Raw genomic sequence first — 13,732 nt, 5'->3', positions numbered from 1 at the left:
TGACCATGGCAAGGAACAGCAACCGCCGCCACGTGCGGCACACCGACTACCTCGGAGACGGCATCGTCGCCGACTACCGGGGTGAGGGTCTCCTCCCCGGACAGGGCTCCGGGGGTGGGATCGGCGCGTACCTCCTCAACCGGGCCAAGCCGCATCTGCCGCCGTGGCTGGGAGTCGGCGCGGCGGGTGTCGCGGGCGCGCTGGGGAACTGGCGGTGGGGGGAGAGCGCTCCGGCCGGAGTCGGTCTCACCCTCGCCTCCGTCGCCCTCACGGGCGTCACCTGGTGGGTCGGCCGCAACACCTCCGCTCAGCGCCGCTTGCATTCCGCGATCACTGTGGCCGCGGGCTCCGCGTGGGTGACCGGGGCGTGCCTCGCCGGGCCGCTCGCGGGACCGCTGGACGACTTGTATCTGATGGGCGGGCCGGTCGTGGCCCTGTCGTGGAACGTGCGGATGATCCTGCGTACCCCGGACGGGGAAGCGAGCGGGCAGGGCGGCGACAAGGGACTGCTCGAAAAGATCGGTCTGGCCCGTGCGCAGATCGGCACGGCGAAAGTCGAGCCGAACCGGGTCACCGCGCCCATCGCGCTCGCTGCGGGGGAGCAGACCAACGACGACGTGACGAAGGCGCTCGGACTGCTCGCGTCCGCGCTGGACCTGCCCGCCTCCGCGGTGCGCTACCAGCCCGACCCGGACTCCGTGCGCCGCGGCGAACTCGTCATCGTCCCCGAGGACATGCTTGCCGAGTTCGTCGAATACGACGGGCCCTCCAACCTCGGAGGCTCCATCGCGGACCCGCTGCTCCTCGGCCGGTACGACGACGGCGCGCCGATGCACCTGTGGCTGCCCGGCGACCCGGAGGCCGACCGCAACGGCACCCACGTGCTCATCGCCGGCGGCTCCGGCTCCGGCAAGGGCGACACCGCCCTGAATCTCCAGACGGAGATCCTTTCCCGCTCCGACGTGCTGCTGTGGCTGTCCGACCCGAAGATGTTCCAGGACTTCCGCCCCCTGCTCCCCGGCATCGACTGGGCAGCCGAGGGCGGCACCCCCACCGAAGTCATGGTCGAAGCGTTGCAGGAGGTCATCCCTGCCCGGACCCGCTGGCTCGGGCAGCACTCCTACCGGCAGTGGCTCCCGCAGGCAGCCCAGCAGCAGAACGACCCCCAGCACTCCTGCCGGCCGGACGGCACCGCGTGCGGCTGCGCGGGGATGCCGTTCCTCGTGGCCTGGATGGAAGAGGCCGCCAGCACCCTGCGGGCTCTCGGGGACGACGCGTTCACCGGGATCTCGCAAGAGGCCCGTTCCGCGGGTGTCTCCCTGATCGTCTCGTTGCAGCGCCCCTCCTACGACCAGATGTCCACCAGCACCCGCGCCGCCCTGCCGTCCGTGATCGCACTCGGCTGCGACCCGCGCGACGAGGGATTCTCCCTCCCGGACCGGGTCTTGGACGCGGGCGCGCACCCGGGAGCGTGGGGCAACCGCAAGCCCGGTTACTGCTACCTCGTGAGCACGGGCGTGCCCGAGGACCGCTACGCCTCCCCGGGGCGCACCCGCGCCTTCACCCACCGCTCGGTGTCCCTCATGGAAGTCGTCGCCGCGTGGGCACAGCGCAACGGCGCCACCGCCGACCCGATCACCGCCGGGGCCGCCGCATCCATCGCGGGCAACGCCTACAGCGGCCGGCCGGTCCCCGGGGACGGGCACGGCGCACCGCATGCCGCACTCGCGGCGGTCGACCCGGAGGACGACGACATGGACGACGCCCCGCGGCACGACCCCGAGGACGAGCAGATCGACCCGGAGGAGGAACTCCCCGCGGCGCAGACCGGAGACGACGCCCCGATCTTCGGAGAGGGCACCGGCCGCAAGCCGAAGGGGGAAGAAGCCCGCCGGCTGCTCGCGGAGGCGCTCGCGGAGTTCGAAGAGAACGGGCAGATGATCATCGGTCCCAAGGACCTGTCTGACTGGTGCGACCGCCACAACCTCTCCCGCCCATGGGTGTCCAAGAAGCTCGCGGAGGCAGCCGCGGAGGGCCGACTCGCCCCGACGAACACCACCGGCCGGTGGCGCATCGTCCCCTCCCTGACACCCGCGTGACACCTGACACCGTCACGGCCCCGTGACACCCAAACCCCTAGGCAGGCGCAGGTGTCACGCGCCCTGACACCCGTCCCTGACACCCCTGTGACACCCGCCTGACACCTCACCCGCACGCGCCCCCGCAGCACCCGCGGACACCAGCGCGCGCCCCACCCGAGGAAGGCTCCAATGACCCATCACGATCCGCCGGGGATCATCGCCCCGCACATCCCCGCCGACGCCTACCGCCGCGCCGAAGCCACCGGGCAGCCGGTCGTCATCGTCGTCCCGACCACCCACCCGACCACCCTCCCGTGGCGCCGGATCATGACCGCGCTCGCCGTGGCCGGGGCCGTCGCCCTCGGTGGGTGGGGGCTGGTCGTCGCGCTGTGCGCGCTGCTCGATGCCGCCGCCCACACCGCGACCGTCATCGCCGGGGCCGCCGGACCCATCGGATTCGGAGGAGTCACCCTCCGACTCGCCCGCACCAAGCACCTCTAGCTACGCCCGGGGCGACCGCCCCATCTCGCCAAAGATTCGCGGTCGCCCCGGCCCAACCAGCCCACAACAGACCTGTTGGAGGTCTCCAGCATGACCCATGTCCCCCGTACCGTGCTGCTGTCCGCAGCACTCCGCGCCGCCGAACGCGGCTGGTACGTCTTTCCCCTGCGCCCTGGCACGAAGCGGCCCGCGCTGCACAGCGAGCAAGCATGCACCCGCACCGGCCCGTGCGCGAGCGGGCACCGCAAGTGGGAGCAGCGCGCCACGACCACCCCGGACCGCATCCGTGCCGCATGGTCGCAGGCGCCGTTCAACGTCGGCATCGCGACGGGCCCCTCCGGGCTGGTTGTCGTCGACCTGGACAAGCCCAAGAGCCAGGACAACGGCAGTGCGGACGCGCCTGACGGCGCGGCGACCTTTGAGGCGCTCTGCGAGCGCACCGGGCAGCCCGTACCCCGCACCCGCACGATCCGGACCGCGAGCGGCGGCAGTCACCTGTACTTCACCGCCCCCACCGCGGTCCGCCTACACAACACCGCCGGGACTCTCGCCCCGCTGGTCGACACCCGCGCATGGGGCGGCTACGTCGTCGCAGCCGGCAGCACCATCGACGGCCACACGTACGAGGTCGCAGGACCCGCGCTGATCAACCCCCTGCCCCCGGGACTACTGGCCCTGCTCATCCCGCCGCACCCATCCACCACGTCCCCGATCCCACTCACACCGACAGTGGCGCGCACCGGGCGGGCCGCAGATGCCGCTCTCACCTGGGGGCGCAGGAACGTGCGGCAGGCACCGGAGGGCACCCGCAATATCCGGCTTCTGGAGAGCGCACGCGCCCTGGGCCGCTTCGTTGCATGGGGCGACATCCCCCGCCACGTGGTCGAAGACGCATTTCAAGAGGAGGGCGAGGCTGCCGGACTCACCGCAGCCGAGTGCCGGACCACCATCCGCAGCGCACTGGACTGGTCGATTCGTACCTGCCGCCCGAGGACGGCCGCATGACCAGCCACCCCATCCCCCTCTTGAAAAGCAGCCCCGGTACCCCCACCGGGACCGGCCCCGCCGAACCGGCCGCACCCGCGACCGGCCCTAGCGCGCCGAAGGTCGTCGCCGAAGGCGTCCGCACTGCTGTTAGTCCTGACCAGCACCGGGGCGACGGCCGGTACCCCGTGGCGTGGCTGTCCATCGTCGCGCCCCGTGGCGCGGTCCCCACCGCCACCTCGAAATGCCTGTGCGGCAGAGACAGAAGCGCCGTGGGCCGCGCGAAGGTGCTCGCGCTGATCACCGACCACGAAGCGCACCGCGACACCTGCCCGCTCCGCACCCCCCAGGAAGGGAGGGCCGCCGCATGACCGCACCCGACCCCATCGACGGCGCCGTACTGCTGGACGAGGTGGAAGCCTTCCACCGCCGGTTCAACATCTTCCCCACCGCAGCCGCTTACGTCGCGGTCGCGCTGTGGGACGGACACGCCCACCTGATCGACTGCTTCGAGACCACGCCCCGCATCGCGTTCCTGTCCCCGGAACCGGGATCGGGCAAGTCACGAGCCCTGGAGATCGTAGAGACCCTCACACCCCGTCCGGTCGCCACGGTGTCCGCATCCGCCAACGCCCTCTACCGGCTGGTCGACTCGGCCGAGGGACTGCCCACGGTCCTCTTCGATGAGGTGGACACCATCTTCGGCCCCAAAGCAGGAGCGGATGAGGCCCTGCGCGGGTTCCTGAACGCCGGCTACCGGCGCATCGGCGGCGCCCTGCGCTGCGTCGGAGACGGCTCCAACCAGACCGCGCAAATCTTCAACTCCTACTGCGCCGTGGCCATGGCGGGCATCGGCTCCCTGCCGGACACCGTGCTGACCCGCTCGGTCATCGTCCGCATGCGCAAGCGCGCCCCGAACGAGAAGGTGGAGCCCTACCGGCAGCGCACCCACGAGAAGCAGGGCCACGCCCTGCGCGACCGACTCGCCAAATGGGCCGACACCGTCCGCGACCAGGTCGCCAACGCGTGGCCGGAGCTGCCCGAGGGAGTCTCCGACCGGCCCGCCGATGTGTGGGAACCCCTGCTCGCAGTAGCGGACGCAGCCGGCGGGGACTGGCCCGTACGGGCCCGTACCGCCTGCCTGGAACTGATCAGCGCGTCCCACGACAACGACGAAGCCTCCCTCGGGGTCCGGCTGCTGACCGACCTGCGCGACAAGGTGTTCTGCGGAGACGACCGCATGCCCACCGCCGCGATCATCGAATGCCTGCTCCGCATGGACGACGCCCCATGGGGCGACCTGGACGACAAGCCGATCAACTCCCGCACCCTCGCCCGACTGCTCGGGCAGTACGTCACCCCGGCCAACAAGCCGATCAAACCGCGCGGCATCCGCACCCCCTCCGGCTTTCCCAAGGGCTACTACGCGGAAGACCTCACGGACGCCTGGATCCGGTACTGCTCCCCGCCCCCCGGAGAATCCGCCACGTCCGCCACGTCCGCCACACCCCAGGTCAGCGGGGGTGCATCCGTGGCGGATACCGCCACAGCCATCCGCCACACGTCTACGGAAACCGCCACACAGCCGATCCTCACCGGCTGACCAGACCGGCCGCTCTGTAAGCCGCCACACCCACCAGGTGTGGCGGCACCCATCCGCCACAAAACCGCTATCCGCCACACGATCAAGGCTCTGACCTGCGATGTGGCGGCGTGGCGGACGTGGCGGATACCCCAGAAGGGGGCCGACGGGCCCCCGCTCCTCCCCTCGCGACGAAGGAGCAACACCCGAATGGAAACGGCCCGTCCCGCCGACGCATTCGACCCCACCCTCGTGCTGCTGACCGTTGAAGAGGCGGCCCGCCGCCTTCGAGTCGGCCGCACCTTCTGCTACCAGCTCATCCGCTCAGGAGAGTTGGAGTCCATCCCCGTCGGCCGGCTCCGACGAGTCCCCGCGGACGCGCCCGCCGAATACGTCGCCCGTCAACGAGCGGCCCAACGAGCCGCTTGACCGCACCCTGTGCGGCGGACTGTCCCGGACAGGACAGTCCGTCGCGCCCGGATCTCGGTACCCAAAAAACAGGAGTCTGGCTGTGGCAGAAGAGAAGAAGCGCACCCGCCGCGCCAACGGCGAATCCGCCATCTACTTCGGGAAAGACGAGCGCTGGCATGCTCGCGTCCCGATGGGCTACAAGGACGACGGGACCCCCTACCGCCGACACCTGACGCGCCCGACGCGCAAGGAACTGGTGGACGAAGTGCGCAAGTTGGAGAAGCAGCGCGACGAGGGTTCGGCACAACAACCTGGCAAGCCGTGGACCGTCGACAAGTGGCTGTGGCACTGGGTCGAGAACATCGCCAAACCGACCGTGAGCGAGAACACGTACGACGGCTATGAGGTGGCCGTGCGCGTGCACCTCGTGCCCGGTGTCGGGAAGCACCGCATCGACCGCTTGGAGCCCGAGCACCTGGAAAGCCTCTACCGCCGGATGCAGAAGAGCGGGAGCAAGGCCGGTACGGCTCACCAGGCCCACCGCACAATCCGGACCGCCCTCGGAGAGGCAGCGCGCCGCGGCCACGTGGCGAAGAATGCTGCCGCGCTGGCCAAGCCGCCGCGGATGGAAGAGGCAGAGGACGAGGTGGAGCCCTACTCGCTGGACGAGGTACAGAGTCTGCTGATCGAGGTGAACAAGCGCCGGAACAGCGCTCGCTGGATGCTCGCACTTGCGCTCGGTCTGCGACAGGGCGAGACGCTCGGACTGCGCTGGTCTGATGTCGACCTGGACAACGAGTACCTCAAGCTGCGCCGCAACCGTCTGCGCCCCCGGTACGAGCACGGGTGCCCAGAAGCCTCGCCGTGCGGCCGCAAGGCGGGGTACTGCCCGGGCCGGAAGCAGGTCCGGCGCGAGACGAAGAACACCAAGTCCCGCGCAGGCCGCCGCGCGGTGCCTCTGCCGGGCCCGCTGGTCGCCATGCTCCGCACGCATGCCGAGGTACAAGCGCGCGAGCGCAAGACCGCGGGCAACCTGTGGATTGAGTCGGACTACGTGTTCACCAGGGCGCTGGGTGGCCCGTTGAGCCCGAACACGGACTATCACGATTGGAAGCGGCTCCTGGCGGACGCACAGGTGCGGGACGGCCGGCTGCACGACGCTCGGCACACCGCGGCCACCGTGCTCATGCTGCTCGGGGTCCCGGCCCGGGTCATCGATCAGATCATGGGGTGGGAGCCGGGCACCTCCGCGCGGATGCGGGCGCGCTATCTGCACGTGCCGGACGCCATGCTCAAGGACGTTGCCCGGAAGATCGCCGATGCCATCTGGGGGCCCGCGGCACCCGCTGTGGACAAAAACCAGGACAACGGGAGCTGAGAACCGTCGAAGGGCCCCACCGCGAACGGTGGGGCCCTTCAACATCGTGCCCGGTGAGGCACTGGCGGAGGATACGAGATTCGAACTCGTGAGGGGTTGCCCCCAACACGCTTTCCAAGCGTGCGCCCTAGGCCACTAGGCGAATCCTCCGGGGCAAACAATACAAGACGTTGAGCAGTGCTCGCGAACTCGTTCCCCCCGCTCGGATCGGGTACTGTGTGCGCAGCCCCTCACGTGGCGCTATCTGACTGAACTCCCCCAGGGCCGGAAGGCAGCAAGGGTAGGTTGGCTCTGGCGGGTGCGTGGGGGGCGCTTGCGTTTGCGGGGTGGAACAGCGGCTGATCCGGGCGGGTCGGCCCGAGGGCGTCGGCCGGTGTCGGTGGGGCCGGGTGGGCCGGAGTCGGTGGGCGTTCCCCGTTGTCAGTGGGCGCCTATAACCTCGTGTGTGTGTCGTCCCTCGCGCTGTACCGCCGTTATCGCCCGGAGTCGTTCGCCGAGGTCATCGGGCAGGAGCATGTCACCGACCCGTTGCAGCAGGCGCTGCGGAACAACCGGGTCAATCACGCGTACCTGTTCAGCGGGCCGCGCGGCTGCGGGAAGACGACCAGTGCGCGCATCCTCGCGCGGTGTCTGAACTGCGAGCAGGGGCCCACGCCCGCACCGTGCGGAGAGTGCCAGTCCTGCCGGGATCTCGCGCGCAACGGTCCCGGGTCCATCGACGTCATCGAGATCGACGCGGCCTCCCACGGTGGTGTGGACGACGCTCGTGACCTGCGCGAGAAGGCCTTCTTCGGGCCCGCGAGCAGCCGGTACAAGATCTACATCATCGACGAGGCCCACATGGTCACGTCGGCCGGTTTCAACGCGCTGCTGAAGGTCGTCGAGGAGCCGCCGGAGCACCTCAAGTTCATCTTCGCCACCACCGAGCCCGAGAAGGTCATCGGGACGATCCGCTCGCGTACGCACCACTATCCGTTCCGGCTCGTTCCCCCCGGGACCCTGCGGGAGTACCTCGGCGAGGTCTGCGGACGCGAGGGCATGCCCGTCGAGGACGGCGTGCTTCCGCTCGTCGTGCGGGCCGGCGCCGGGTCCGTGCGTGACTCCATGTCCGTCATGGACCAGCTCCTCGCGGGAGCCCGGGACGACGGTGTGACGTACGCCATGGCCACCTCCCTTCTCGGGTACACGGACGGGTCGCTGCTCGACTCCGTGGTCGAGGCCTTCGCCGCGGGCGACGGCGCCGCCGCCTTCGAGGTCGTCGACCGGGTCATCGAGGGCGGCAACGACCCCCGCCGGTTCGTCGCCGACCTGCTGGAGCGGCTGCGGGACCTCGTGATCCTGGCGGCCGTGCCCGACGCCGGTGAGAAGGGGCTCATCGACGCCCCCGTGGACGTGGTCGAGCGGATGACGGCCCAGGCCGGGGTCTTCGGCGCCGCCGAGCTGAGCCGCGCCGCCGACCTCGTCAACGCCGGTCTGACGGAGATGCGGGGGGCCACCTCGCCCCGCCTCCAGCTCGAACTGATCTGCGCGCGCGTGCTGCTGCCCACGGCCTACGGGGACGAGCGGTCCGTCATGGCCCGCCTCGACCGGATCGAGCGCGGTGTGAACTTCAGCGGCGGCGGCGGAGGGGCCGGACTTGGGGGCGGGGTCGGCGGGCCTGCCGTCGGTTACGTGCCCGGGCCCGACGCCCACCCGGGAGCCCATGCGGGAGCCCCTGCGGGGCAGCCCGGGCACCCGGGGATGCAGGGCGGCGGGGCCGCCGCCGCCCGTGCCGCCGTGCGGGGAGGAGGCGCGGGCGGCGGAGGAGTGGGCGGTGGAGGAGTGGGGCAAGGGGCCGGAGTTCCTGGCTCCGGTTCCGGGTTCGGTTCCGGTGGTGACGTGGGGGCCGGGTCTGCCCAGGTCCCGGCAGCGCCCGCCGCCGCGTACACGCCTCCGCCCGCTCCCGCCGAGCCTGCTCCCAGTTCCAGTTCCAGCCCTGGTCCGACCGCGCCTGCCGCCCCCGCCCCCGCTGCGGAGCAGCCGTCCGGCCCGGCTGCCGGTGCCTGGCCCACCGCGACGGCCGTGGGCAGCGGACGGCGGCCGGGCGGCTGGCCGACCGCGACAGCCGCGGGCGGAGGACAGCCCCCGTCCGGAGCGTCCGCCGCGTCCGGGCACTCCCAAGCCCCCGCCTCCGTCGCTCCTTCGCAGGGGGCCGCGGGTCCCGGCGCGTTCTCCGCTCCTCCGAGCGGTGGGCCCGACCCCCGCACTCTCTGGCCGAACATCCTGGAGGCGGTGAAGAACCGGCGCCGTTTCACCTGGATCCTGCTCAGTCAGAACGCCCAGGTGACCGGCTTCGACGGCACCACCCTCCAGATCGGCTTCGTCAACGTCGGAGCGCGGGACAACTTCGCGAGCAGCGGCAGCGAGGAGGTGCTGCGGCAGGCGCTGTCCGAGTTGTTCAACGTGACCTGGAAGATCGAGGCGGTCATCGATCCTTCCGGAGGTTCGGCGGCCCCGCCCGCACCCGGCGGCGGTTTGGGTGGCGGTGGCTACGGCGGCGGCACCGGCGGCGGAGGGTACGGGTCGGGCGGCGGCGCCGCTCAGGGCACGGGCGCGCCCCGCCCCGCCCCGCAACAGCCCGCGGCCCCGGCTCCGGCACCTGCGCCCGGACCGTCCTCCCCGGCGTCCCAGAACCGCCCGGCGTCCGCATCCGGCTCCGCGCCCTCGTCCGGGTCGGCTCACCAGCCCCCGCCCCGTCCCGCCGCCCAGGAGCCGCCTCCCATCTCGCCGGAGGACGACACCCCGGAGGACGACGATCCCGACCTCGACGAGTCGGCCCTCTCCGGCCACGAACTGATCGTCCGAGAACTGGGAGCGACGGTCCTGGAAGAGTTCACGAACGACTGACCGACGGACCGACCGACGGACCGACCAACGGTCCACCCAGGCAGACCCACCGACCAACCCCGCCCGCCCCCACCCACCCAAGGGGCGCGGGGAACTGCGCGACAAGCCCCCACGCACCCGCACCCGCACACGCACACGCACCCGGCACGGACGCCCTACCGTCCAGCTGCCAGCTGCCAGCTGCCAGCTGCCAGCTGCCAGCTGCCCGTCACCAAATCCCCCGCCGGCCAGGCACCCCGCTACGCTGACCCCCGTGAACGTCCTAGTAATCGGCGGCGGTGCCCGCGAACACGCCCTGTGCCGCTCCCTCTCCCTCGACCCCGACGTCACCGCGTTGCACTGCGCCCCGGGCAACGCCGGTATCGCCGACGTGGCCGAGCTGCACGAGGTCGACGCCCTCGACGGCAAGGCCGTGGCCACGCTGGCCACGGGCCTCGGCGCCGAGCTGGTGATCGTCGGCCCGGAGGCGCCCCTCGTGGCCGGGGTCGCCGACGCCGTGAGAGAGGCGGGCATCCCGGTGTTCGGCCCCTCGCAGGAGGCCGCCCAGCTGGAGGGTTCCAAGGCCTTCGCCAAGGACGTGATGGCGGGCGCGGGCGTCCCCACCGCCCGCTCGTACGTCTGCACGACCCCCGCCGAGGTGGACGAGGCACTGGACGCCTTCGGCGCCCCGTACGTCGTGAAGGACGACGGGCTCGCCGCCGGCAAGGGCGTCGTCGTCACCGACGACCTGGCGGCCGCCGCGGCCCACGCCAACGCCTGCGACCGCGTGGTCATCGAGGAGTTCCTCGACGGCCCCGAGGTCTCCCTCTTCGCGATCACCGACGGCGTGACGGTCGTCCCGCTGCAGCCGGCCCAGGACTTCAAGCGCGCTCTCGACGGCGACGAAGGCCCCAACACCGGCGGCATGGGCGCGTACTCGCCCCTCCCGTGGGCCGATCCGAAGCTGGTCGAGGAGGTCATGCAGACCGTTCTGCAGCCGACCGTCGACGAGCTGCGCCGCCGCGGCACCCCGTTCTCCGGGCTGCTGTACGCCGGGCTCGCGATCACCTCGCGCGGTGTGCGGGTCATCGAGTTCAACGCCCGTTTCGGCGACCCCGAGACCCAGGTCGTCCTCGCCCGCCTGAAGACGCCGCTCTCCGGCATCCTCCTCGCGGCCGCGAACGGCACCCTCGCCGACCTCGAACCGCTGCGCTGGAGCGACGACGCGGCCGTCACCGTGGTCATCGCCTCGCACAACTACCCCGGCACCCCCCGCACCGGCGACCCCATCGAGGGTCTCGCCGAGGTGGCGGCCGAGGACGCCCCGCACGCGTACGTCCTGCACGCCGGTACGAAGCGGAACGGCGACGCCGTCCTCAGCGCGGGCGGTCGCGTGCTCTCGGTCACGGCGAGCGGCAAGGACCTCACCCAGGCCCGCACCCGCGCGTACAGGGCGGTCGACCGGATCCGCCTCGACGGCTCCCAGCACCGTACGGACATCGCGGCGAAGGTCGCGGAAGCCGCCGCGGAGTAACCGAAGTAACCCTCGGTTACGGGCTTTCACCTGCACCGTCCCCGACCGTGCGACACCTTGCGCAGCCCGCGCCCAGCGCAGGCGCAGTACCCGTACAGCCCCTTCGGGCCCCGGATCCGGCACAGGATCCGGGGCCTTTTCGTCAGCCACCTCTAGCCAAAGCCATTCCATCGAGTGACCGATCCCCCATCCGGCTGACGACGGCCGGGGCCCCAACTAGGGTGCGGCGCAAAGCGTTCCGGCACTTGGCCCACCGGCATTGCGATGTCAGTCGCGGGTGCCACAGTGGGGGAGTGAGCAACGCAATGGACGTCCGCCGGCGGTGGCTGGGTATGCACACGTCGGGCGGGCAGTAGGGGGTGACACCGGTCGTGTCCGGTATGGGAGTGGAGTTGGGTGCGCACACCGCGCGCTCACGGGCTCTCGCCGTGCTGCGCATCCGCAGCAGGGCGCTGGCCGTCGCCCTGCTGCCCGCGGCCGTCGCCGTCGTCCTGCTCGTCGGCGGGTCGACCGGGCACATCGACGGCCCCGGCTGGGGCGTGGTGCGCGCGGTCGTGACGGGGTTCGCCGTGTTCGTGCTGCTCTGCGCGGTGGGGGTCGCGCTGCTCGTCGCCCGTGCGCGGCCCGCCATGAGCCCCACGGTCCCGGTCGCCGAGGAGTCGGCGCCGGATCTGTACCGCATGGTGCGGGACCTGGCTGACCGCCTCGAAGTGCCCGCGCCCTCCGCGATAGCGCTCACCCCGGACTGCGACAGCTGGCTGGAGGACCGCACCCACCCGGCCCACGCCCCGCCCCGCCCGGAGTCCGAGGACGAGATGGAGGGCGGCCGGGGCCTGGGCCCCGCACACCGGCGTGCGCCCGCCGCGCCCGTCCTCGTCATCGGCTCCCCCTTCCTGTGGTGGATGCGGGTCGGCGAGCTGCGGGCCGTGCTCGCCCCGGTCGTCGCGGGTACGGGCCCTTCGGCGCACCCCGACATAGCCGCGGCCCGGCGCTTCGTACGAGGTCTCGACGCGGCCGTGGCGGTGACCTCGGCGTCCACCCGCGGACCGCTGACCCGCCTGGTGCTCGGCATGGCCGGCTGGGTGGCGAGGATCATGCTGCGCGGCTGCCGCGTGCACGCCGCCGAGATGGAGCGGGGCGTGGCGACCGCGGCGGCGGAGCGTGCCCAGACGGTGGACTACGGGCTGCGGATCGTCGCGCAGGAACAGGTCGGCCTGGCGTACGCGGGCTGGGACCGGCTGCTGACCAGGGTCGCGCTGCCCGCCTGGCGCATGGGGCGGTGGCCGTCCCGGCTCGACGCGGGTGTCGTCGCGGCGCTCACCGAGCTGTCCCGGCGTGACCGGCTGGCCGAGGGCTTCACCTCCCGGCTCGGCGAACGGCCCGCCTGCGATCTCCTGGAGGAGCCGGGCGCGATCGACGAGGCGACGTCCCTGCTGGCCGCGCGCCTCTTCCACGGCGGCCCCGCCGAGACCGGTCCCGACTGGGCCCCGGTCGACTGGGCGGACTATCCGGACGAGGTCGTCGACCGCAAGTGGCGCACGGACGCGGCACGGCTCCATCGCGTACTGGACGGGCTGGGCGTGAGCCGCCCCGCGGGGCCGGGGGCATCGGAGCCGGAGGGCCCGACGCTGGACCGCGTGATGGACCACCTGACGTCCTCCGCGCCGTCGCCGTCGACGTCGGCAGCGCCCCCGCCCCCGCTCCCGGAGGACGGGCGGCACGCCACCGAGGACACGAGCACGGGCACGGGCACGAGCACGGACATCGGCGCGACGGCGTACGAGGCCGACGGCGGCCCGGAGAGCGACGAGGACGGCGTTCCGGCGACCGAGCGGAGCGCGGAGCTCGCGGCGGTGCTCAGCGCCGAGCTGGCACGCGAGGAGGCCGCGACGACCGCCGGTCCGACGGCGTCCCCGGCGCCCTCCGCGGCTGCCGCGGGACAGGGCGGCCCCGACCTCGCGCTCTGGGACGACGGCGCGCTGCCGCTCTTCCCCCTGCAACCGCCGCGGACGGGACGCGAGTTGCTCGGCGACCATGTGACGGCGATGGTCTGCTGCGCGGCGATGGACACGGCCGGGGCGATGCCGGGGCTCGACTGGCTGGACGGCCCGTCGCTCCTCGTCGACGGCGAGCGCTCCGCCGACCTGGGCCCCCGCGTCCTGAGCCTCATCGAGGAGGGCGACCCGGGCCCCCTGCGCGCCTGGCTCCTGGACCTGGGAGTACGACCGGAGAAGCCGGTCAGACTGGTCTGACCCGAAGCCCCCGCCGACAAGGGGCGCGAGTACCCGCGCGAGCACCCACACGCTCACCCCCGACCGACCCGCACGCCGCCAAGGCCCCCCGCACCCCATCCCACCCAGGGGCGTGGGGAACCGCGCGACAAGCCCCCACCGGCC

10 protein-coding genes, 1 tRNA gene and 1 other RNA gene are annotated in these 13,732 nt (G+C 72.3%); 11 read left to right on the top strand and 1 reads right to left on the bottom strand.

What is annotated here, in order from left to right:
• The first annotated feature begins 5 nt into the window (after window positions 1-5).
• The 7 genes from traB to J8N05_RS05345 all read left to right on the top strand — a co-directional run bounded on the left by traB (window position 6) and on the right by J8N05_RS05345 (window position 6,937).
• Complete coding sequence (traB, locus tag J8N05_RS05375; RefSeq protein WP_247706156.1) at window positions 6-2,099, top strand: plasmid transfer protein TraB; 2,094 nt, start codon at window positions 6-8, stop codon at window positions 2,097-2,099.
• 171 nt (window positions 2,100-2,270) lie between these two features.
• Window positions 2,271-2,582: a hypothetical protein gene (locus J8N05_RS05370; protein WP_210881313.1), complete on the top strand. Its 312-nt coding sequence runs from the start codon at window positions 2,271-2,273 to the stop codon at window positions 2,580-2,582.
• A gap of 90 nt (window positions 2,583-2,672) precedes the next feature.
• Window positions 2,673-3,587 carry a bifunctional DNA primase/polymerase gene (locus tag J8N05_RS05365; protein WP_210881312.1) on the top strand — a complete coding sequence of 305 codons (915 nt, stop codon included), beginning with the start codon at window positions 2,673-2,675 and terminating at the stop codon, window positions 3,585-3,587.
• On the top strand, window positions 3,584-3,937 hold the full coding sequence (locus J8N05_RS47225; RefSeq protein ID WP_247706155.1) for a hypothetical protein: 354 nt from the start codon (window positions 3,584-3,586) through the stop codon (window positions 3,935-3,937). The genes J8N05_RS05365 and J8N05_RS47225 overlap by 4 nt, the downstream gene beginning before the upstream one ends.
• Entirely contained in the window at window positions 3,934-5,169 is a 1,236-nt protein-coding gene (locus tag J8N05_RS05355; protein WP_210881311.1) for a DUF3631 domain-containing protein, read from the top strand. The genes J8N05_RS47225 and J8N05_RS05355 overlap by 4 nt, the downstream gene beginning before the upstream one ends.
• Window positions 5,170-5,358: 189 nt before the next feature.
• Complete coding sequence (locus tag J8N05_RS05350; RefSeq protein WP_210881310.1) at window positions 5,359-5,577, top strand: excisionase family DNA-binding protein; 219 nt, start codon at window positions 5,359-5,361, stop codon at window positions 5,575-5,577.
• An 82-nt stretch (window positions 5,578-5,659) separates the two neighbouring features.
• Window positions 5,660-6,937, top strand: coding sequence for a tyrosine-type recombinase/integrase (locus J8N05_RS05345; RefSeq protein WP_210881309.1), 1,278 nt, complete (start codon window positions 5,660-5,662; stop codon window positions 6,935-6,937).
• A 62-nt stretch (window positions 6,938-6,999) separates the two neighbouring features.
• Here J8N05_RS05345 and J8N05_RS05340 read toward each other — a convergent pair.
• Window positions 7,000-7,087 (bottom strand) — tRNA-Ser (locus tag J8N05_RS05340).
• A 71-nt stretch (window positions 7,088-7,158) separates the two neighbouring features.
• Between J8N05_RS05340 and ffs the strand changes: the two genes are divergently transcribed.
• From ffs to J8N05_RS05320, 4 genes are all read left to right on the top strand, one after another.
• Window positions 7,159-7,257, top strand: an RNA gene (gene ffs / locus J8N05_RS05335) — signal recognition particle sRNA small type.
• 127 nt (window positions 7,258-7,384) lie between these two features.
• Window positions 7,385-9,823: a DNA polymerase III subunit gamma and tau gene (locus J8N05_RS05330; RefSeq protein ID WP_210881308.1), complete on the top strand. Its 2,439-nt coding sequence runs from the start codon at window positions 7,385-7,387 to the stop codon at window positions 9,821-9,823.
• Between the two features lie 253 nt (window positions 9,824-10,076).
• The gene (gene purD, locus J8N05_RS05325) at window positions 10,077-11,336 is read left to right on the top strand and encodes a phosphoribosylamine--glycine ligase (RefSeq protein WP_210881307.1); all 1,260 of its coding nucleotides are present in this window, start codon (window positions 10,077-10,079) and stop codon (window positions 11,334-11,336) included.
• 380 nt (window positions 11,337-11,716) lie between these two features.
• The gene (locus tag J8N05_RS05320; RefSeq protein ID WP_247706666.1) at window positions 11,717-13,588 is read left to right on the top strand and encodes a M48 family metalloprotease; all 1,872 of its coding nucleotides are present in this window, start codon (window positions 11,717-11,719) and stop codon (window positions 13,586-13,588) included.
• The last annotated feature ends 144 nt before the right edge of the window (window positions 13,589-13,732 follow it).

This window comes from Streptomyces liliiviolaceus, assembly GCF_018070025.1.
Taxonomy (GTDB): Bacteria; Actinomycetota; Actinomycetes; order Streptomycetales; family Streptomycetaceae; genus Streptomyces; species Streptomyces liliiviolaceus.
Note: the sequence above shows the minus strand (reverse complement) of the source record. Positions and strands in the feature narration are given on the sequence as shown.

Coding starts and splice junctions, on each gene's coding strand:
- J8N05_RS05350 (WP_210881310.1), top strand. CDS start 5,359: ATGGAAACGGCCCGTCCCGCCGACGCATTCGACCCCACCCTCGTGCTG.
- J8N05_RS05370 (WP_210881313.1), top strand. CDS start 2,271: ATGACCCATCACGATCCGCCGGGGATCATCGCCCCGCACATCCCCGCC.
- J8N05_RS47225 (WP_247706155.1), top strand. CDS start 3,584: ATGACCAGCCACCCCATCCCCCTCTTGAAAAGCAGCCCCGGTACCCCC.
- J8N05_RS05365 (WP_210881312.1), top strand. CDS start 2,673: ATGACCCATGTCCCCCGTACCGTGCTGCTGTCCGCAGCACTCCGCGCC.
- traB (WP_247706156.1), top strand. CDS start 6: ATGGCAAGGAACAGCAACCGCCGCCACGTGCGGCACACCGACTACCTC.
- J8N05_RS05320 (WP_247706666.1), top strand. CDS start 11,717: ATGGGAGTGGAGTTGGGTGCGCACACCGCGCGCTCACGGGCTCTCGCC.
- J8N05_RS05355 (WP_210881311.1), top strand. CDS start 3,934: ATGACCGCACCCGACCCCATCGACGGCGCCGTACTGCTGGACGAGGTG.